The following is an 18,928-nucleotide window of genomic DNA, read 5'->3' as shown; positions in this document are numbered from 1 at the left end:
GGTTTTGTCATGAATGTATCACATCTGTTTTTGAGAATGGCACGGGCCGGTAAAACGATCTTACCGAAACGTTCTTCTTCTAAAGAACGGAAGACTAGCAAACAGCAGATCACTCTTATGTCAGATGAACATGCTTTATCTCTGTCGGGTCATTTGACTGATCCGGATTTAGTCGTCGAGTCCCTTTGTATTTATGATCGGAATCAGCTTCTCGTAACGGAGATCGTGAATCATCAAGAACGTTCGACCTTTTTCCGATTCGAATTCAATCCATCCCATATTCACCTTCTGATTGATCACCTCATTCAGCATCAAGACACTCACCTAGAACAAGAACATCTTTTAGAAGAATCAGCTCATACGCCTGAGACGTTACTGCCTCATGGTCGCTTTTCCCTATATCTCAAATATCGTAAACCGCTTGCAGCCATTCCACAGGAAACACTTGAGAAGTGGCAAGAGAACGGTCCTCCTTCGCGCGCGATGATCACACAGGATGCTTATGTACGCGAGATTACGTTAGGTCGTTTTTTACAAACAGTCATTCCCTCACCGCTCGCACCTTTATTGGATGCGACGAAGCAAAATCGTGTCTTTTTATACACAGACTTAAAAGGAAACATCCGATTATTACTAAATAAGGAACCCCTCATTAAGTCGCGGCTTCAGATTGATCGAATTGATAAGAAACACACTCATGCAACACATATGGAAGGTAAGTTGTTTTCGCGCCATTCTTTTTTAAAGAAAGGACAGCTCCTTCTCGTTCACCGTGAAACTGGAGATCGGATCGCACTGCCTGTTGATTGGTTTTATGATCAGGAGACGAGTCAACGTCGTTTTGGTCTATATCGCTACACGTATCGTACACGGATCGATTGGTCGGTCCTACAATCGGAGAACCGTCTACATGAAGGCATCTACGACAGCTTCATGGAGCTGACCTACTACCATCGTTTGACCCCTCGCCTCGTCCGACTCGGTAGAGCCCGTTACATCACACGTCATCTCACGACGGAACTCACTGGACGGAATGCGACACATACGATGCATGTCACGCCTTATTTCACTGTCGGCCATCGCAACCTGTCGTTTGAATTGAGTGCGTTCACGAACGAAAACTACCGTTATCTTGAGCATATGATGACGTTTGCCCCTCTCTATCGTCTCTTTGCTGACCGAAAAACATGGTTAATCGGGGAAAGACCTTATAAAGCACAAGATAACGGGTATCACTTTTTCCGGTTCATGCGCGAGCAACATACAGAACATCCTGCTTACTACGTGATTGATCCAAATTCACCTGAGTATGATAAGGTCGCGATTCTTGGAAACACCTTGCCTTTCCGTTCGAAAGAACATATTTATCATTCGTTCATGGCAAGTAAATTCGTCGGAACCCATCATGCCGACTATCTTTATCCTCTTCGCTCACCACGATTCAAGCGAAAAATGAAAGCCGACCGGATCTTCATTCAACACGGAGTACTGGGCGCTAAAAATATGGAGAATCAGTACGGCAAATTCGCATTATCGTTCGATACCGATCTCTTTTTGGTGAGTTCTGAACGAGAACGTCGATTGGTCATGCAGGATATGGGCTATCGTCAAGACGAGGTTCGAATTACGGGGCTCTCACGCTTCGACGCCCTCTTGAATGGTGACACGCCCGTCAAAAGGCAAATCTTGATCATTCCAACGTGGCGTTCGTGGTTGCAAACACCTATTCAGTTCTTGGAATCGGAATATTTCGCACAGTACTCCGCTCTTTTAGAACACCCACGTCTCCACGAACTTGCACGCGACCATGATTTGGAAATTCTGTTCTGCCTACATCCGAATATGCAACAGTACGCGAGCCATTTTGAGCGTTTCCCAGTGACCGTCATCTATCAGGGCGAACGGGATGTCCAAAGTTTGTTGAAGGAGAGTCTCTTACTCATTACAGACTACTCAAGTGTCGCCTTTGATTTTAGTTTCCTAGGACGACCGGTTCACTATTTCCAATTCGATGCTCGTAGATTCATAGGTCCGGTCGGTTCGCACCTTGATTTAGCGAAAGAATTACCTGGTCCCATCTCGACTACAGTCGATGATTTAATCGCTGACCTCGAAGCGACGGCCACACGTGATTTTGCGATGCTTCCGTCTTACAAGGAGAGGGCTGCGGTCTTCTTAAAACCAACAGAACAGTCTTATTCCGAAGATATCTACCAAACGATTCTTGATTACAAACAGCAGCGCCATATTTGGGAAACGATACAAACAAAAGAAGCATCGCTCGTGTTATTCCGACTTTTCCGTCGGAGTCGCTTCTATTTCCCAATCATGAAAATCAGCTATCGCTTGATGAAAAAATTACCGGTACAAGAAAATAAAATCGTGTTCGAGAGCGGACTCGGTAAACAGTACGGTGATAGTCCACGTTATATCTATGAAGAATTGCGTCGTCTCGGTAGCACCCATCAAGTTATCTGGGTACACAATAAACGACTCTATCTCGGGGATGATCATGTTAACGTCATCAAACGTCTTTCACCTCGCTACTTTTATCATTTAGCGACGGCTAAGTATTGGGTGAATAATCAAAACTTCCCTCATTACATGACCCGTCGTAAAGAAACGACCTATATTCAAACATGGCACGGCACACCACTGAAAAAGATGTTATTCGATCTGGAAGAAATTCATGGTCGAGACGCCGGTTATGTTGACCGTGTCACTCGCTCGATCCAACAATGGAGCGTGCTTCTCTCGCCGAGTAGTTATGCGACAGCGATCTTTAAAAGTGCTTTCCAGTATGAAGGAACGATTCTTGAATCCGGCTATCCACGCAATGACCTATTTTTTGCAGACACTACGAAAAAGGTCGACGACTTACGAGCACAACTGAACATTTCTCCGGATAAAAAAGTCATCTTATACGCTCCTACATTCCGGGATCATCATGCATTAGGAAACGGAAAATTTTTCTTTGATTACCCGTTCGAATTCAGTCGTGTCGCGGAAGCATTAGGGGATGACTATGTATTCCTCATTCGGACCCATGTACTCGTGACGAAAAAACCGAAAATTCCGAGTGAGTATCGAGAACAGTTCCTCGATGTCACCAACTATCCCGACATCCAAGAGCTCTATTTATTAACTGATTTATTGATCACTGACTATTCATCCGTCTTTTTTGATTTCGCCAATCTTAATCGTCCGATTCTGTTCTATGCTTATGACCTAGAGCTCTATCGCGATACGTTGCGCGGTTTCTACCTAGACTATCAAAAGGACTTACCTGGTCCGATCATTGAAGAGGAATTGTCCTTTTACGAGGCACTGGCGACGATTCCGTCTTGGTCGAAGGATTATCAAGTAAAGCTCGATCATTTTCGGGAAACGTTCTGTGCGAAAGAGGATGGACTTGCCGCTAATCGCGTAGTGCGCACCTACTTCTTGGATGATGCTCCACTCGAAGCGTCCGAGACTTCGGAAGGAATCTTCGTAACGGATCCGTTGAAAAGTATGTAAATGAAACAGTAAAGAACTCATCCATTTTCAAGCTGGATGAGTTCTTTTTCATGCTTTGATTACGTTTTTAATTAATGATAAGATGGAAATGATTTCAATAAATAAGATACCGACAAGAAATTGAATTTCATACATTTAGGAGGACTTGTCTCATGGAACGTTGTTCACTTTGTGGAACACCTCTAGGCTACGAGGATGAAGCGTGCTCCTATTGCCAGCATCCCGTTATCGTACGGAAGCGTCCTGAAACGGAACCGACTTCATCTGCATTTCGTCCTGTTCTACTATGCATAATCATTCTTTTCGTCTGTATGACATCGAGTTTATTTTGGTATATGACGAAAGATGCCTCTTCTTCAGAGGTCGTACCTTCTCCAGTCCAGACATGGAGTCTCTCGGAATGGTCAGATGAACAGGTTGCCTATAATCAAACCTATTCGAAAAATAACCCGCCTACATCGTACGATATATTACGTTTCGTCCGTCAATATACAGGAACCGTCCCTGAACTCATCACCTTTTCGACACGTTATGATTCGATCGAGACATTCGCTTCGATTCAATACATGTCTTCTCGCGTATTCGAATCTGAACTTCACGCATTGACCGCTCTGCGCCAAAAAGCAACTTCTGTTGCACCGCCTCGCATTCACACGGTTGAATTCCAGGATTTTTCATCCGATGGTTCCATCTATGAATTACGTACGCTAGAGACGTATCAAACGACACAAGGAAACGAGCCCTTATTTGTCGCCTATCGCGTGCAATATCGTATTCAACTGCATACGGATCATCTCCAAATCACGCACATTACACGAACTGAGGTGAAAACATGAGATATACATGGATACTTCTTTTCTGTTTAACGTTATCAGGTTGTAAAGAGACGCCTTCTAACGTTCAAACGGAAATGGAGAACGACGCCTATACTCAAGTCGTTGAGCGCGCGACAACTGAGCAGGATAGTCAAGCGGCTCAAGCGATGGTGAAGCTGGAACAACAGTTCGCTAGCTATCATTTCAAAGAAGTAATCCGAACTGCCCGTACGATTGAACAGTCTGACTTAGCCTCGAATCATCCGATTCGCGAACGGGCTCAGTTGATCGAACAAACCGCTCAAGAGAAAATCAAGCAAGTCCAGCAGCTTGAAGGAACGTATGAAGTGGAGCGAAGTACTTTTGAAAATGAGCCGTTTGAAGGGAGCGGTCGTATCCATGTCTCATTTGATTCACGAAATACCTTCGTTGCATCCCTTCAATTCGATCACTTCGGAACAGCTGGATCTTTTCGAAACGATACAGAAGTCATTCGATTCGAGCCTGACTTTTCAGCTCGTCTTGTCTTTTCAGAAGGAAGTGTGACCTATCGATTCGTTCGCTCCACGCTTCGTCTGACCTTCGAAGGACCCGGCGGAAAGAAGACGTATCAACTTTATGAGGTGACATGATGGTAGAAGACCCATGCCTCGATCAAATCCATAGAAAAGCCGTACTCTTCTTGATTCCAGAGTACGGCTCTCGTTCATCGCATTACATGTTGATAGATGTGATGACAGAGTTCATGAGTTTCCAAACTATCTGAAGCCGTGACGGACGCGGACGTCTCACCCGCTATCGTTTTCAAGAATGCATCAATCAAAGCAATAAATCCTCTTCGACTTAATGTCGATTCCCAGTTATCTAACGGATAGGCAAGCGTTCCTTCACTCGTTCGTCGTTCGTGCATCGTCACGTCTGTAGCGATACGCTTTTCATGCGGCCCCATCACTTCCACCCGCTCTTCCGTGACACCATTGTTCCGGTTCATCACTCCGATGGCAGTAATTCCATTTGATTCGAATTGAATCGTAACGTGATGCAACCCACTCGTATCCTGCTTACTCCGGATATGCAGATTTTCGATTTTTCCACGTCCCGTCAAATAGCGCAACGTATCCGCGACATGGATGAAATCATCAAACAGAAAAGATTGTGCCTCCTCAACAGAAGGCGTTCGATTTTTTTGCATGATGATCATGTTTGGGGATTCAACTTCTAACAAGCGACGATGTGCGGACGCGAATCGTCGATTGAATCCTGTAATGAATGGAATCTTCTTTTCCTCTGCCAATTGAACCAGCTTCCGAATTTCATCGATGTTCATCGAAATCGGCTTATCGACGAATACCGGCACTCCTGCTTCGAGCGCTTGCTTCGCTTGTGCAGCATGCGCTTTTGTTGCGGAATGAATCATGACAGCATCCATCCCCTCTGATAACGCCGCTTCTAAAGTCGGAAACGTGCCTGAAAAACGATACATCGACTGCCATTTTTTCGCTTTTTCCTCTTCGCGCGAAATTAAATAAATTTCCACGTCTTCTCTTGCGGCATATACAGGTAAGTATGCTTTTTGTGCGATATCCCCGATACCTATTACGGCTAATTTCATCTGATATCTCCTCCATTCATCTGCTCCATTATTCCCTTTTCATCACTATTATATTCGAACGCATCAATTTTTTTGAAAACAAGTGAATTTCCTTTTTTTGCTTTATGATGAATCTATATTTTCAAAAAGGAGGGAATGATTTTTTATGAAGCCATTTTTTCGAATGAGTCTGATACTCCTGATCCTGTTTACACTTTTCTTACCAGCTTTACCGGCGCAAGCTGCTAGTTATCAAGTCGTCGTCACATCTAAATCCGGAGGAAATATTCGCTCTACACCAAGTACGAGTTCATCCGCGACCATCGTTCGCCTCGCTGCGTATCAATCGAAATTCACAGCAGTATCGTATTCGAACGGTTGGTACAAAATCAAAGATGGCGGCACCTACCGTTATCTGTCCAATCAAGTCGCAAAAAAAGTGACCGGTCCGAGTACATATGCTCTCGTCGTCACCTCTAAGTCTGGCGCGAACATTCGCTCCAAACCAAGCACGTCCTCTAGTAAGACGATCGTCCGGCGTGCTGCTTACAAGAGTGTGTTACAAGCAGTCTCCTATTCCAAAGGATGGTATAAGATTAAAGACGGAGGGAAGACACGCTACGTTTCCAATCAAGTCGTCCGAAAGAAAACAGCAGCTAGTAAATACCCGGTTGGCTCTTTACGCTATTTTCAACTCGGTTCTACCTCCTATATCATGACGAAACAAAGTAACGTCCGACGGTATCCGGCAAGTACGACCAAGTTGTTGACTGCCATCGTCGGATACGAAGTAGCCGCTCGAAACGGTACGCTGGATCAACCTTTTACACTTACCTATTCCATGATTTCGGTACCATACGGTAGTAGTGTCGCGAGTTTACGCTCGGGAGATCGTGTCACGATGCGGCAGTTATTGAATGGCATGCTGATCCGTTCCGGAAATGATGCGGCAAAAGCGATTGCCGTGCGCACCGCGGGCTCTGAGTCTAAATTCGTTTCGTTGATGAATCTTCGTGCTCAGGCGCTTGGTATGACAGCGAGTCATTTTGCGAACCCTCACGGTTTCCATGAATGGAATCATTACACGACGGCTGCTGATATGCAAAAACTCGCGAACACATATGCGAATTATAGCTATCTGATTACAGTAAGTGGTCGAAAATCATATAAAGCAAGTATCAAAGGACCTTACGCTCGAACGTTGAAGTGGTATCACACGGATAAAGCCTTACCTAAGGAATCCCGCATTTATGCGAGTAAAACGGGATACACCCCTGAAGCCAACAATACGCGTGTCTTCTTCTTAAAAAAAGGGAATGTACGCTATGGTCTTGTCACACTCAAAGGGACTCCTACTCAAACAGAGACGACGCTACGCTCTGTCTTGAATCAGTGACTCTCATCTACAGCTTGGTTTCCCGAGACGGGAGCCGAGCTGTTTTCTTTTTCCTCCAAATTATACTTGCACTGAAAACGAATTCATCTTAGAGTTAAGTTTAGAATCAGACGTCTGACGTCTTAATGAAGGAGAGTTTTACGTGGGAAATGTCAGTTTGTTATTTGGAGGCGTCGCGCTCTTTTTAAATAGTTTGACCTTGTTCGGAAAAGTCGACCTCCGTAGCGCGGGTGTCTTCAGTCTCATCACTGGTTTATTGCAGACGTTCATCGCAACCTATCTCGTCATCGGTGCAGCTGGTGATCCAGCGCTGACGTTCGGGTACGCCAGTATCTATCTGTTTGCCTTTACGTACGTCTACGTCGGAATTACATTCTTATTCAATCTCGACGGGAGCGGAGTCGGTTGGTTCTCTCTGTTCGTTGCGATTGCTGCTTTATTTTATGCGTTCGCAAGCTTCACGACGAATGACATCATTGGTGGTGTGACCTGGTTGTTCTGGGCATTACTGTGGAGCCTATTCTTCCTCGGAATGGGATTGAATCGTCCGATCGATGCGGTAACCGCGCGGGTCGCTCTCGTCTTGAGCTGGTTGACGTTGATCGTACCGGCACTGATCGGTCTTCGGTTCGGCTACTTCAGTTCGGCATACCACTGGTTATGGAGCGGATCTGCTGTCCTGACTGCTATCTATTTCCTCTATACGATGATGAAGTTCTCGATGCTTCGGACGATTCGTTCGTCATGACATATTAATCGATTCATTAAAAAGATGTCCATTTCCGGCCATGAATCGGAGATGGACATTTTTTATTCTATATTTTAGTAAATGTTAAAAGAAAAATGAAGTATCTTGTTCGTTCGACATCGCTTCCTAAGGAGTGACCCTGCAGCGAAGCGAAGCGGCATGATGCTTGTCCCAGGAAAACGGTACGAGACGAACAAAACGTACAATTTTTCTTCCCTCACATTATTTTAATGCCTCCTGCAGTTGAGCTTGAACCTCTTTCAATGACTTGTCCGTCGGATGCCAGTAGTAGATTCCGTCTGATTCGATACCACCTTTCCCGTCGAGTGATAAGGTCTCGACATTGCGTAAAGCCTCCCGGTAATCTGTCGCGACGGTCCGAGCAACGGAAAACGGTACGTTCGTCTTGACGTTTTTCCCGAGAGCATCGAGGACGGCGTTGAAGCGACGAATCGAGAAGTCCTCCGTCATCTTATCAGCGACCGCCTGGACGACCTGCCGCTGGCGAATTTGGCGTCCAAAATCCCCACGTGGATCATCATGCCGCATCCGCGCATAGGCGAGTGCTTCTTTCCCGCTCAGTGAAAGCTCTCCTTTAGGGAACTGCATCTCATAGTACGAAAAATTGATATCATTCTTGACTTTGACCCCATCGACCGCGTTGACGAGATCCGTAAAGCCGGCTAGATTGATCTCCGCAAAGTAGTCGATCCGGATCTTTAACAGATGACTAACCGTATCAAGCGACATCTGCGGACCACCGAAGGCATAGGCATGATTGATCTTATCATTCGAACCATTGCCGATGATTTCCGTCTTTAAGTCACGTGGGATGCTGATCATCTGGCTTTTGTTCGTCTTCGGATCAATTGTCACGACGATGATTGTATCACTGCGTCCTGTCTCGTTTTTCCGTTGATCGACACCGAGTAAAAGAAACGAGAGTCCTTTCTTCTGTTCAACGGCCTTCTCTGTTTCGACGCTCGCCTTGACTGGCACTTGGACTTGAACTTCTTTCATCGTCTGGCTCGCTTTATGGTACACATATCCGCCTGAACCGAAGAGAAGGAGTAGACAGATCCCCATCAGTGTCAGTGCGATCCATTTCCATTTTTTCATCACCCATTCTCCTTTTCTTCGATTTGACTTCAAGACGGTCGTTGGGCTTCAAGCACCAGTAAAGCATTACGCCAGCTACCGAAAAGCGCTGTGATGACACCAATACTCGGTGTATCGCGTCCGATGCTGAATCGTTGATAGCTCGCAATCGTCAGATGCTCCGTTTCTTTTGCGGCTACAGCGAGTACATCGAGCACCTCTTCTTCCCGCCAACGTTTACGCGGAAATTCAATCCCGATGATTTCAAGCGCGTTCGACCAAGAACCGTACCGGCGGGCAATCGTCGCGACGGTCGGACGATTTTGACCAGCCGCCCACTTCGTGTAGGTCTGGCTCGTCAAGACCGGCAAGGCACCTTGCGCTTCTAGGAGTGACTCGATGATTCGTTTTTCCATTTCTTGTACGCGTTCTTTTAAGATATCCGCTTCTGACAATGCCTGCTGCCACGAGTTGAATTGATGAACGATATCCGTCAGGCTAGGAGCCTGCTTCCGTTGTGCCCATTCGCGGTACGTCGCGCTCGTGAAAGGGTCGAGTTCCTCCCGTGCCTGACGCAACGCGTCAATGATTTCCGATTTCGTGAACGTCAAGCGGGCATGTCCGATACCCGCTCGTTCCAAGGCGATTTGCCACGATCCAAACAACATCAGGATTTCCGCGACGCTTGGATGAGTGGTATTCAGTTGCCAGCGGAAATAGGTATTGGCCGTCAATTCATTCTTCCCGTTCGCAGCGAGACGGAGTGCGTGGATCGCTTCCTCCATATCGTGCATGACGATGTCCCCTTCCCATATATTCATGACTGGATGTTCCGGCGTTCAGTCGTCAGCAAGGCGCGACGAACGTTTCGGATGACGACGGCTTGTTCGGTGAACGTCATTTGTGAAGCTGACGGGAGGCAAATCCCGTCTTCAAACAGACGACGACTGATATCGATTCCTTCTGCTGTGACGAATGGTACATCGCGATAGATTGGTTGCAAATGCATCGGTTTCCAGACCGGACGGGATTCTGCATCCGCTTGTTGCAGTACTTGAATCATTTCATCACGTTGCGTTTGACCACCCGGTAAAAGAAAGGCACTGAGCCAGCGGTTAGCGAAGGTTCCAGTCTGCTCGACCTGAGAGTTGATACCTTCTTTTGCAAAGGCCCGGTCGTAGCGATCAAAGATTTTCCGTCGCGCGTCGATCCGTTGATCAAGGACTTCAAGTTGTCCGCGGCCGATCCCAGCAGCGACATTACTCATGCGGTAGTTATATCCGACTTCCGTATGCTCGTAATGGAGAACTGGTTGTCGTGCCTGAGTTCCGAGATAGAAGGCGCGTTCAATCAGTGCTGGGTCGTTTGCGACGAGCATTCCACCACCAGACGTCGTAATGATTTTATTACCATTGAAGGAATAAATTCCGAACATCCCGAACGTTCCCGTCATCCGTCCGTTGACGCGTGTTCCGAGTGACTCTGCCGCGTCTTCAATCAATGGGACATCGTACTCCTCACAGATAGCAGCGATTTCCTCAATTTGCGCTGCGACGCCGTACAGATGAACGACGATGACGGCTTTCGGAAGTTTTCCTCGCGTTGCCGCCTGGATCAACGCGCGTCGGAGTGCGACGGGCGACATGTTCCATGTCTCCTCTTCCGAATCAATCAGGACGGGACGGGCACCGACGTAACGGATTGGATTCGTCGAGGCGATGAATGTCAAGGACTGACAGAAGACGTCATCCCCCGTCGTAACACCAAGTGTCGCAAGCGCCAAGTGAATCGCCGCTGTGCCACTACTTGTCGCAAGCGTTGCACTAGCTCCTGTGTATACTTGCATCGCTCGTTCGAAGGCATCGACGTTCGGTCCGAGCGGTGCGACCCAGTTCGTCTCGAGTGCTTCCGTGACGTAACGTGCTTCGTTGCCACTTAAGTGCGGGATGGAGAGCGGGATGTGTTTCATGATGTTTCCTCCCTTCGAGGTGACAGCTGACGGAGCGGTGTCCGATAGATCGGGAACCACTGTCCCGTCTCGACTTCTGGATGGTGTCGTTCGTATTGTCGCGCAAGCCGGTCGTAAATCGTTGGATCAAGAATCGATGTGCCTAGTCCAAAAAACGTCAAATTCGCTTCACCAAAGGATCGTTTATAGGCAAGTAAGCTATCCGCATCGGAGCGTGTCGTGCCGCCACCGAGATGTAGCGCTTGCAGACCTGCCTGTTTTGCCCAGCGGATCATCTCCGAAAATAACAGATGATTTGGACGAAACGACAAGTAGGCAGGATCCGAAGCGCCGAGGTGATAATGCGCGAACTGTCGACCTGTCAGGACGATGCAGCCTGCAATGATCCGCCCGTCATGTTCGGCAAGCAAGAGGACGTTATTGATCCGCCCTTCCGCAAAGTGATCGAAGTAGGTCTGATCAAAGTAATACCGGGCATCGGCTTGATGTTTATCCATCGTCATCTGGTAGAGACGCGCAAAGTCACGGTATTCTTCTGGGCGTCCGAGACGGATCGTGACGCCTTCGCGACGTGCCTTCCGGATGTTACGGCGTGTCATTTGCGAGAATCCACCTTCGATCGTCTCGAACGGATCTGCTAATTCGAGTGTCACGGTCGGCTGTAAGACATCCGATTGACGGCACCAGTGTTGACCGAGTTCTTGGTTGTGTAGCAAGGGATGGAAACGAACTGTCTCGGTGACGATCCCGGTGTCGCTACAGTACTGTTCGAATTGTTCGCGGGCTTCGCGAATCTGATCGAGCGACCAGATGCCCGTAAAGTAAGGACCACCGTAGCCGTAAGGCGTCGTGATGTCTTCAAAAAGCGTGCCTGGAATCGGTCGCCGCAAGTACGGATAAATCAACGTTCCGAACTCCGTCGGATAATAAAATAATTCAGGAATCTCATCGTGCTCCTTTGCGAGTTCGAAGTAAGCATGTTCGTAATAACAATCGAGTTGATAGGTCGCGATTAGGGCATCCCATTCACGGGGATCTCGAATCAACCGTTCATCGCTTAGCGACATCATGAGGAACACCTCCGTCGAGACCCTTGAACTCACCCATACCGGTCTGGTGTGCTGTCGAGTTTCCTTCTGACGAGATGACCATCTTGAACGTCTTAAACAGGATGTAGAGATCGAGTCGGAATGTCTGATGTGCTGCGTACCATTGATCTTGCTCGAGGCGTTGCTGCCACGTCGTTGCGTTGCGTCCGTGAATCTGCGCCCAGCCCGTCAGACCAGGTAGGACGTCGTGACGCGTCATCTGCTCTTTCGTATAGTGGTTCAAGTAGCTGACGAGTAACGGACGTGGTCCGACGAAACTCATCTGTCCACGGAGAATATTGACGAACTGTGGAATCTCATCGAGACTCAGTCGACGAATCCACTCGAGTGATGCCGGAATCCGGTCCGCGTCCGGAAGAAGTTTCCCATCAGAATCCGTTTCGTTCGTCATCGTGCGGAACTTGTAGATTTTAAACAACTCACCCTTATAACCAGGGCGGACTTGATTGAAGAAGATCGGGCGACCAAGTTTCGTATAGATGACTAAGGCAACGACGGCATAGACAGGAATCAGGATAAGAATGGCAATCAGACTAACCGTGAAGTCGAATAGGCGTTTCATGATGACGTCCTCCTTTTACATAGCTGAAAAGAGATCAAGTTGTCGTTTGATGACGTCGGCTTCGTTGAAATGTTTCATGGCACGGTCAAATCCGTTCCGTCCCATCTCGTTGGCACGGTCCGGGTGTTCGACAAGTGAATTCATTCGTTTGGCGAGTTTTGCGATGTCGCGGACTTCGACGAGATATCCTGTCTTCCCCTCGACGACCTCTTCGCGGCAGCCGCGGATGTTTGTCGCAATGACGGGCTTTGCACTCGCCATCGCTTCAATGATCGATCGTGGTACGCCTTCGCGATGCGACGGTAAAACGAAAGCATCGACTTGTTGGAACAAGGTCGGTACATCTTCGACGAATCCGAGATAGTCGACGTTCGGAATCTCGCGAATCCGCCGTAAAAAATGGTGCTTCGTTGTCTGATCCCGCTCGCTCGCCATCATTTCACCGGCGATGACGAGGCGGGCTTCCGGGTGACGGTAGACGACCTCCTCGAACGCATCGAGTAGTTCGAGAATCCCCTTCTCTTCAACAATCCGTCCGATGAACAGGAACGTAAATGGTGCTCCCGCTTCACGTGGTCGTGGATAGAAGCGGGTCAAGTCGATGCCGTTTCCGAGATGCATCAGCCGGGTGTTCGCCTTAAAGCGTTTACGTTGTGCGAGTTGATAATCTTCTTCGCTTTGAAGGAGCAGGTAATCGGTCGCAAAACGAGCCAGCCACTTTTCAACGGAGTACGTCAGCTGATACGTCATCCGACTCATCTTTTCATGGAAGTAAAAGCCGTGCGCTGTATAAACGATATGCTTCGTCCCGGCCCGCTTCGCCGCAACGCGCCCGAGGGCGGCCGCGACCGGTGTGTGGACATGGACGGCGTCATAGCCGTCCTCCTTCAAGATTCGTGTGATTTCCCGGATTGTCCGCCAATTACTCGTCCAGTCGATCCGGCGTTCAATCGGAATGTCATGCATCCGAAATCCCTTTGCTGCCAGTTTTGCCGAGGCACCGGTGTCGGAACAGGCGATGCCGACGTCGTGACCGGCGTTTTGTAAAGCGAGTAAGAGTGGCTGCAACATTGTCTCTGCCGTCGTATCAAGGGCACAGACTTGAAGGATTTTTAGAGGCGCCATACGTGGACCCCCTCTGGCTGTTCTGACCGTGGTAACATGCCTTTGATGTCGACGACGATCCCGCGTCCGACCTTCAGTAAGTGTTGCGCTAGATTCCAACCGCCTTCGACGTATTCTTCGTGTGAGACGGCGAAGATGACGACATCGGCTGGTTTGAGTTCACTCATCTCAAGTAAATCAATACCGTACTCGCGTTTCGCCTCACTTTTTTCGACGAGTCGATCCGTCACCTGGACGTCGATGCCGAACTCTTCGATTTCACGGACAAGATTCGCGACTTTCGAGTTGCGGATATCGCTGACGTTCTCCTTGAACGATAAGCCGAGGATCGTGACACGAGCACCGAGGACCGGCATATTCTGTTTAATCAAGTTCTTGACGAGCGCTGTTGCGATGAAGCGTCCCATCGTATCGTTAATCCGGCGTCCGGCGAGGATGACTTCTGGGTGATAGCCGAGCGACTCAGCTTTCATCGTCAGATAGAATGGATCGACGCCGATACAGTGACCACCGACAAGACCCGGGCGGAACGGAAGGAAGTTCCATTTCGTACCGGCTGCTTCGAGGACTTCGAGCGTATCGATGTCCATCCGGTCGAAGATGATCGCCAGTTCGTTCATCAAGGCGATGTTGAGATCGCGCTGTGTGTTTTCGATGATTTTTGCGGCTTCTGCGACCTTGATCGATGAGGCACGGTGGACACCGGCTTCAACGACCGCTTCGTAGACTTCTGCGACGATGTCGAGTGTCTGTTCATCCTGAGCCGAAACGATTTTTTGGATCGTCTTGAAAGTATGCTCGTGGTCACCCGGATTGATCCGCTCCGGTGAGTAGCCGACGAAGAAGTCGACGCCAGCGCGTAAGCCGGATGCTTCTTCAAGGACCGGGATGCAATCTTCTTCCGTCGCTCCTGGGTAGACCGTCGACTCATAGACGACGATGTCGCCTTTATTAAGCTGGCGGCCGACGAGATGCGAGGCCCGTAAGAGTGGCGTCAAGTCTGGTTGATTCTGCGCATTGATTGGTGTCGGAACGGCGATGATGATGAAGTCACTCGCTTGCAGTGCCGATGGATCTGAGACGTAGTCGACGGTTGCGTTTTTCAACGTGAAGGGACTCAGCTCGAGTGTCGCGTCGATGCCTTCTTGCAGTTCTTGAACGCGTTGTTCCTTGATGTCAAAGCCGACGACGGCTGTTTTTTCGCCGAAGGCGACGGCGACGGGAAGACCGACGTATCCGAGTCCGACGACGGCAATCGAACGGTTGGCAATGGGAAGTGAACCAGTTTGGGCTGCTGTCGTATCTACGATGTGTTTGACTGCCTTGTTCATGGTGGGTTCCTCCTATTTCATCGACTGTTTGACGATCAACGTTTTTCCGTTCGGTTCTTGTTTCACTTGTTCGACGGGCTCGAGGACGATTTTCATATCGGAGCCAAGTAGCTTGCGCATCTCGTTCAAGAGGATCTGTTCGTGTTTCGGATGGAAACGTTTGACGTCAGGAATGTACCGGAGTGTCACGTGATTCAACGCGTGCTGTTCGACTTGGAGTCGTAGGACCGAGTTCGGTAGTTCGCGGGCAATCGTCGTGATATCCCCTTCGAAGACCTTGCCCCGCTTCTCACTGACGATATAACTCGTTCCCCTTCCATCGATTGAAGCGATGATCGGTCCATTTAGTCCACAGCTGCATGTCTCGTCACTGAGTGTCATCCGGTCACCGATCCGGTAACGAATCAGTGGTGTGCCGCGCGTCGTAAAACAGGTGACGACGACTTCTCCGTCCTCTCCATACGGTTCGATGATGCCTGTTTCGTGATGCAGATGCAGTTTTTTATGACGACATTCTGAGATGATCGGTGCCCCTTCTGAAGAACCATATTGATCGAAGACCGGTGCGCGGAAGGCTTCTTCGAGAACGGAGCGCATCTCTTCCGTCACCGTTTCTGATGTCGGGAAGATGGCGATCAGCGGAATATCGAGCTGAATATGGTGTTTCAGAATATAACGGGCGATTTCAACCATCGCCGTCGGTGTGCCATCCAGTGCTTGCGGCTGGAATCGATTCAGTTCCTCGATATAGGCAGGGAAGTTCTCTTCCTTCATGTGAAAGATCGAAACGAGTAACTGATTGAGTGGGCGGTTCATCCGCCAAAAGATCGGTTTCGTCTGATCAACGGCTGTCAGCGTCCGCCCCGTGAAGCTCGCCCGGCGCATCCCGGCGTGGAAGCCATGAAGTTCCTTGAAGTAATCAAGATGCGCCATTCGTTCTTGAACATCCTCACGCATGAATGCGACTTGAAGCGACTTCCCGCTCGTTCCTCCTGTTCTGCCGCGTACCGGCGCATCGACACGCGACATGAAGGCATCATTATTTTGACGAAGCGTCTCTTTTTCAAGGATCGGAATCGTCTTCAGCTGCTCAAGTGATGTGAACGGCAATTGAATCCCATGCTCATGGAAGAGCTGTGTGTAATATGGCGTATGCGTTGCGACGAAAGCGAGGAATGTATTCAATCGATCGAGTTGTTCCACCTGGTAATCCTGCGTCCGGTCCTTCGTTCGCAATTCCTTCATCTTCTGCTCATAAAAGGGACCGTATCGCTCTTGCATCAATTTCCGACCGTATAAAGAAGTCAACCAATTTTGGATAAAGATTGGAGAGCGATAGTAGAATTCCTCTTTAAGCGCCATCTTGGATTTCCTCCTTTAGCTGATAGTGGCTTTCGTACCAGTCGATGAATGCGTTGACACCTGCTTCGACCGTCGTCTGTGGACGGTAGCCGATCGTCTCGAATAGTGAGGAGACATCCGCGAAACTTTCCGGAACGTCACCCGGTTGGAGTGGCATTCCGTTTTTGATTGCCTTCTTACCGAGTCGCCGTTCAATCAAGGCGACGAATTCATTTAAGCGAATCGGACTGTGGCTACCGATGTTGTAGACGCGGTACGGAACGTTACTGCGATCCGGCAACGGGTTTGACGCATCGAACAACTCATCGACTTCCGGTTCAGTCTGGAACAGACGATAGATGCTTTCGATGATATCGTCGACGTAGGTGAAGTCCCGTCCCATCTCACCGTAGTTGTAGAGATCGATTGGTTCCCCTTTCGCGATCGCTTCCGTGAACTTGAACAGTGCCATATCCGGACGTCCCCACGGTCCATAGACACTGAAGAAGCGAAGTCCAGTCGTCTTGATCCCGTAGAGACTACTGTAGGTGTGTGCCATTAGCTCGTTCGCTTTCTTCGAGGCGGCATAAAGACTTAGCGGATGGTCAACGGCATCCGTCGTCGCGAATGGCATCTTCGTATTCGATCCATAGACGGAACTCGAAGAAGCGTAGATTAGCTGCTCGACCGGGTGATGGCGACAGGCTTCTAAAATCGAGAGAAAACCGACGATGTTTGATGTCATGTAGACGTCTGGTCGATCGATGCTGTAGCGTACCCCTGCCTGTGCTGCCAGATGAAGTACGAGATCAATCGATTCCTGTTCAAAGATCCGTGCGACGGCTGCTGTCTCTTCAAGTGAAACTCGGTAAAATGTGTAGTTCGTTCCGAGTTCCGCGAGTCGGGCTTCCTTTAACGTCGGGTCATAATAGGCGTTTACTTCATCGAGTCCGACGACCCGGTAACCCTCTCGGATGAAACGGCGTGCGGCGTGAAATCCAATGAAGCCAGCGATACCTGTGATCAAAATCGTTTTATTCGGCACGGTGTTCAACCTCCTCGAAGTAGTGGCGCGCTTGAAGGCGCATGTAGTGAACGGATGTGTAGACGATGAGTAACATCGGGAACAACTTATACCGGTGCCGGATGGCCGTTCCGACGTTTCCGGTTCCAAGACCGAAAACGAGAGCATTGAGCATAAAGAGAAGGAAAAAGAAGAAGAGGACGCTACCGAACGGATGTTGACGGATCAGTTTGAACGATCGAACGATCGCAAAACAGGCGATAAAGTAGAAGATGGCGTCGAGGAAGAAAATCAAGATATTCATGACACTCGACCATTGCCACGGGAACGGCGAGAACAGGAAGTAGATCATCCGGATCGGTGAGTAGAGAATCATGTCGACTGGACCTGTCACCGTCAATCCGTTCAAGTATGCGGAGCCGCCACGATCGAAGCTCATTCCGCTGAACAACTGTCCGTTTTCTGAGACGTGCGTGAACTTCGCGAACAAGACGTCCTGGAAACTGTAGACGATGAAGCCGACGATGAGCACTTGGAAGATCAACCGCTGTACCTTCGTCGGTTCGAAATCCATTCGTCTGGTCTCATGACTGTAAAACGAGAAGTAAACGAGTAAGACGACGATTCCGACGGCGAGACCAGAGTGGAATATCGTACTGACGAAGTAGCCAAGATACGCGAGAATCATCTGTCTGCCGGATTTTTCTTCCGTCCAGCGCACCATGTAATAGAGTGTATAGACGATTCCGAGAGCGACGATCTGATCGCGTAAGAGGATCGGCGAGAGCAACAAGCCTTGCGGGAAGAACGCAAAGATGAATGTTGCTGCGAATACGTATCGTTCCGATAAGCGTAATCGTTTCAGCGTCTTCGCTAGGATAACGACGGCGACGACACCGAGGATGACGTTGAAGAACTGAGCGAGAATTCGTTCCGGTCCGAACATCAAGTAGAAGATTCCGAGAAATTTGGAATAGGTGCCACGAACGACATCATTGAAGGTCGACGGGTCGGTGAAGATTTGGACACCTTCGAGATGAAAGGCTTCCGTATCGTCCCCGCTGTGTGGCGGCAAACGGAACAGCTCAAGATCGATGAACATCAGGACGAGTCGAACGAAAAAGGCGGTGATGAAGACGAGATAGAGTGGCGTCGTCTCGGCCTGACGGAGTAGATAATAGAGAAACAACACCGAGTTGATAAGCAGCAAGGCAGTCACGTAGGTGTCTGGGAAGAGCGACCGGGCAAATTGACAAACGAGCGCTTCGATGACGATGAGTAGTAAAATTGGTCGCATCTT

16 protein-coding genes are annotated in these 18,928 nt (G+C 48.9%); 5 read left to right on the top strand and 11 right to left on the bottom strand.

What is annotated here, in order from left to right; all coding sequences use genetic code 11:
- Nucleotides 1-9 precede the first annotated feature (9 nt).
- The 3 genes from ACHWTJ_RS02910 to ACHWTJ_RS02900 all read left to right on the top strand — a co-directional run bounded on the left by ACHWTJ_RS02910 (nucleotide 10) and on the right by ACHWTJ_RS02900 (nucleotide 4,966).
- Complete coding sequence (locus tag ACHWTJ_RS02910; RefSeq protein ID WP_394679087.1) at nucleotides 10-3,519, top strand: CDP-glycerol glycerophosphotransferase family protein; 3,510 nt, start codon at nucleotides 10-12, stop codon at nucleotides 3,517-3,519.
- 152 nt (nucleotides 3,520-3,671) lie between these two features.
- A complete protein-coding gene (locus ACHWTJ_RS02905) occupies nucleotides 3,672-4,355 on the top strand; it encodes a hypothetical protein (RefSeq protein WP_394679086.1) in 684 nt (227 codons plus the stop codon).
- The gene (locus ACHWTJ_RS02900; RefSeq protein WP_294744043.1) at nucleotides 4,352-4,966 is read left to right on the top strand and encodes a hypothetical protein; all 615 of its coding nucleotides are present in this window, start codon (nucleotides 4,352-4,354) and stop codon (nucleotides 4,964-4,966) included. The genes ACHWTJ_RS02905 and ACHWTJ_RS02900 overlap by 4 nt, the downstream gene beginning before the upstream one ends.
- 74 nt (nucleotides 4,967-5,040) lie before the next feature.
- Here ACHWTJ_RS02900 and ACHWTJ_RS02895 read toward each other — a convergent pair whose 3' ends face one another.
- Complete coding sequence (locus tag ACHWTJ_RS02895; RefSeq protein WP_394679085.1) at nucleotides 5,041-5,946, bottom strand: Gfo/Idh/MocA family protein; 906 nt, start codon at nucleotides 5,944-5,946, stop codon at nucleotides 5,041-5,043.
- A gap of 145 nt (nucleotides 5,947-6,091) precedes the next feature.
- On the opposite strand from ACHWTJ_RS02895, the gene ACHWTJ_RS02890 reads away from it, so the two are divergent.
- Both ACHWTJ_RS02890 and ACHWTJ_RS02885 read left to right on the top strand, forming a co-directional pair.
- Nucleotides 6,092-7,321, top strand: a complete 1,230-nt coding sequence (locus tag ACHWTJ_RS02890) for an SH3 domain-containing protein (RefSeq protein ID WP_394679084.1) — start codon at nucleotides 6,092-6,094, stop codon at nucleotides 7,319-7,321.
- Between the two features lie 142 nt (nucleotides 7,322-7,463).
- Nucleotides 7,464-8,069: an AmiS/UreI family transporter gene (locus ACHWTJ_RS02885; protein WP_394679083.1), complete on the top strand. Its 606-nt coding sequence runs from the start codon at nucleotides 7,464-7,466 to the stop codon at nucleotides 8,067-8,069.
- Between the two features lie 222 nt (nucleotides 8,070-8,291).
- Here the strand turns inward: ACHWTJ_RS02885 and ACHWTJ_RS02880 are convergent, their stop codons facing one another.
- The 10 genes from ACHWTJ_RS02880 to ACHWTJ_RS02835 are packed head-to-tail and all read right to left on the bottom strand — an operon-like array spanning nucleotide 8,292 to nucleotide 18,925.
- Nucleotides 8,292-9,188, bottom strand: coding sequence for an LCP family protein (locus tag ACHWTJ_RS02880; RefSeq protein ID WP_394679082.1), 897 nt, complete (start codon nucleotides 9,186-9,188; stop codon nucleotides 8,292-8,294).
- Between the two features lie 29 nt (nucleotides 9,189-9,217).
- The gene (locus ACHWTJ_RS02875; RefSeq protein ID WP_294751370.1) at nucleotides 9,218-9,961 is read right to left on the bottom strand and encodes a hypothetical protein; all 744 of its coding nucleotides are present in this window, start codon (nucleotides 9,959-9,961) and stop codon (nucleotides 9,218-9,220) included.
- A gap of 23 nt (nucleotides 9,962-9,984) precedes the next feature.
- Nucleotides 9,985-11,136 (bottom strand): aminotransferase class I/II-fold pyridoxal phosphate-dependent enzyme, encoded by a 1,152-nt coding sequence (locus tag ACHWTJ_RS02870; RefSeq protein WP_394679081.1) that lies wholly within the window; start codon nucleotides 11,134-11,136, stop codon nucleotides 9,985-9,987.
- Nucleotides 11,133-12,206, bottom strand: coding sequence for a GNAT family N-acetyltransferase (locus tag ACHWTJ_RS02865; protein ID WP_294751378.1), 1,074 nt, complete (start codon nucleotides 12,204-12,206; stop codon nucleotides 11,133-11,135). Before ACHWTJ_RS02865 ends, ACHWTJ_RS02870 begins: the two co-directional genes overlap by 4 nt.
- Nucleotides 12,187-12,807, bottom strand: coding sequence for a sugar transferase (locus tag ACHWTJ_RS02860; protein ID WP_294744058.1), 621 nt, complete (start codon nucleotides 12,805-12,807; stop codon nucleotides 12,187-12,189). The genes ACHWTJ_RS02865 and ACHWTJ_RS02860 overlap by 20 nt, the downstream gene beginning before the upstream one ends.
- 15 nt (nucleotides 12,808-12,822) lie before the next feature.
- The gene (locus ACHWTJ_RS02855) at nucleotides 12,823-13,932 is read right to left on the bottom strand and encodes a glycosyltransferase family 4 protein (RefSeq protein ID WP_294744060.1); all 1,110 of its coding nucleotides are present in this window, start codon (nucleotides 13,930-13,932) and stop codon (nucleotides 12,823-12,825) included.
- Nucleotides 13,920-15,263 carry a nucleotide sugar dehydrogenase gene (locus ACHWTJ_RS02850; protein WP_294744061.1) on the bottom strand — a complete coding sequence of 448 codons (1,344 nt, stop codon included), beginning with the start codon at nucleotides 15,261-15,263 and terminating at the stop codon, nucleotides 13,920-13,922. The genes ACHWTJ_RS02855 and ACHWTJ_RS02850 overlap by 13 nt, the downstream gene beginning before the upstream one ends.
- Nucleotides 15,264-15,275: 12 nt before the next feature.
- Nucleotides 15,276-16,625: a phenylacetate--CoA ligase family protein gene (locus ACHWTJ_RS02845; protein ID WP_294744064.1), complete on the bottom strand. Its 1,350-nt coding sequence runs from the start codon at nucleotides 16,623-16,625 to the stop codon at nucleotides 15,276-15,278.
- Nucleotides 16,615-17,649: an NAD-dependent epimerase gene (locus tag ACHWTJ_RS02840; RefSeq protein ID WP_294744066.1), complete on the bottom strand. Its 1,035-nt coding sequence runs from the start codon at nucleotides 17,647-17,649 to the stop codon at nucleotides 16,615-16,617. The genes ACHWTJ_RS02845 and ACHWTJ_RS02840 overlap by 11 nt, the downstream gene beginning before the upstream one ends.
- Nucleotides 17,639-18,925, bottom strand: coding sequence for a phospholipid carrier-dependent glycosyltransferase (locus ACHWTJ_RS02835; RefSeq protein WP_294744068.1), 1,287 nt, complete (start codon nucleotides 18,923-18,925; stop codon nucleotides 17,639-17,641). Before ACHWTJ_RS02835 ends, ACHWTJ_RS02840 begins: the two co-directional genes overlap by 11 nt.
- Between the last annotated feature and the right edge of the window lie 3 nt (nucleotides 18,926-18,928).

This window comes from uncultured Exiguobacterium sp. (assembly GCF_964277885.1).
Classification (GTDB): domain Bacteria; phylum Bacillota; class Bacilli; order Exiguobacteriales; family Exiguobacteriaceae; genus Exiguobacterium_A.
Note: the sequence above shows the minus strand (reverse complement) of the source record. Positions and strands in the feature narration are given on the sequence as shown.

Excerpts from the sequence above, each read along its gene's own strand:
- ACHWTJ_RS02880 (WP_394679082.1), bottom strand. The coding sequence starts at position 9,188 with ATGAAAAAATGGAAATGGATCGCACTGACACTGATGGGGATCTGTCTA.
- ACHWTJ_RS02870 (WP_394679081.1), bottom strand. The coding sequence starts at position 11,136 with ATGAAACACATCCCGCTCTCCATCCCGCACTTAAGTGGCAACGAAGCA.
- ACHWTJ_RS02865 (WP_294751378.1), bottom strand. The coding sequence starts at position 12,206 with ATGATGTCGCTAAGCGATGAACGGTTGATTCGAGATCCCCGTGAATGG.
- ACHWTJ_RS02850 (WP_294744061.1), bottom strand. The coding sequence starts at position 15,263 with ATGAACAAGGCAGTCAAACACATCGTAGATACGACAGCAGCCCAAACT.
- ACHWTJ_RS02905 (WP_394679086.1), top strand. The coding sequence starts at position 3,672 with ATGGAACGTTGTTCACTTTGTGGAACACCTCTAGGCTACGAGGATGAA.
- ACHWTJ_RS02910 (WP_394679087.1), top strand. The coding sequence starts at position 10 with ATGAATGTATCACATCTGTTTTTGAGAATGGCACGGGCCGGTAAAACG.
- ACHWTJ_RS02845 (WP_294744064.1), bottom strand. The coding sequence starts at position 16,625 with ATGGCGCTTAAAGAGGAATTCTACTATCGCTCTCCAATCTTTATCCAA.
- ACHWTJ_RS02860 (WP_294744058.1), bottom strand. The coding sequence starts at position 12,807 with ATGAAACGCCTATTCGACTTCACGGTTAGTCTGATTGCCATTCTTATC.
- ACHWTJ_RS02900 (WP_294744043.1), top strand. The coding sequence starts at position 4,352 with ATGAGATATACATGGATACTTCTTTTCTGTTTAACGTTATCAGGTTGT.
- ACHWTJ_RS02855 (WP_294744060.1), bottom strand. The coding sequence starts at position 13,932 with ATGGCGCCTCTAAAAATCCTTCAAGTCTGTGCCCTTGATACGACGGCA.
- ACHWTJ_RS02875 (WP_294751370.1), bottom strand. The coding sequence starts at position 9,961 with ATGCACGATATGGAGGAAGCGATCCACGCACTCCGTCTCGCTGCGAAC.
- ACHWTJ_RS02835 (WP_294744068.1), bottom strand. The coding sequence starts at position 18,925 with ATGCGACCAATTTTACTACTCATCGTCATCGAAGCGCTCGTTTGTCAA.
- ACHWTJ_RS02895 (WP_394679085.1), bottom strand. The coding sequence starts at position 5,946 with ATGAAATTAGCCGTAATAGGTATCGGGGATATCGCACAAAAAGCATAC.
- ACHWTJ_RS02890 (WP_394679084.1), top strand. The coding sequence starts at position 6,092 with ATGAAGCCATTTTTTCGAATGAGTCTGATACTCCTGATCCTGTTTACA.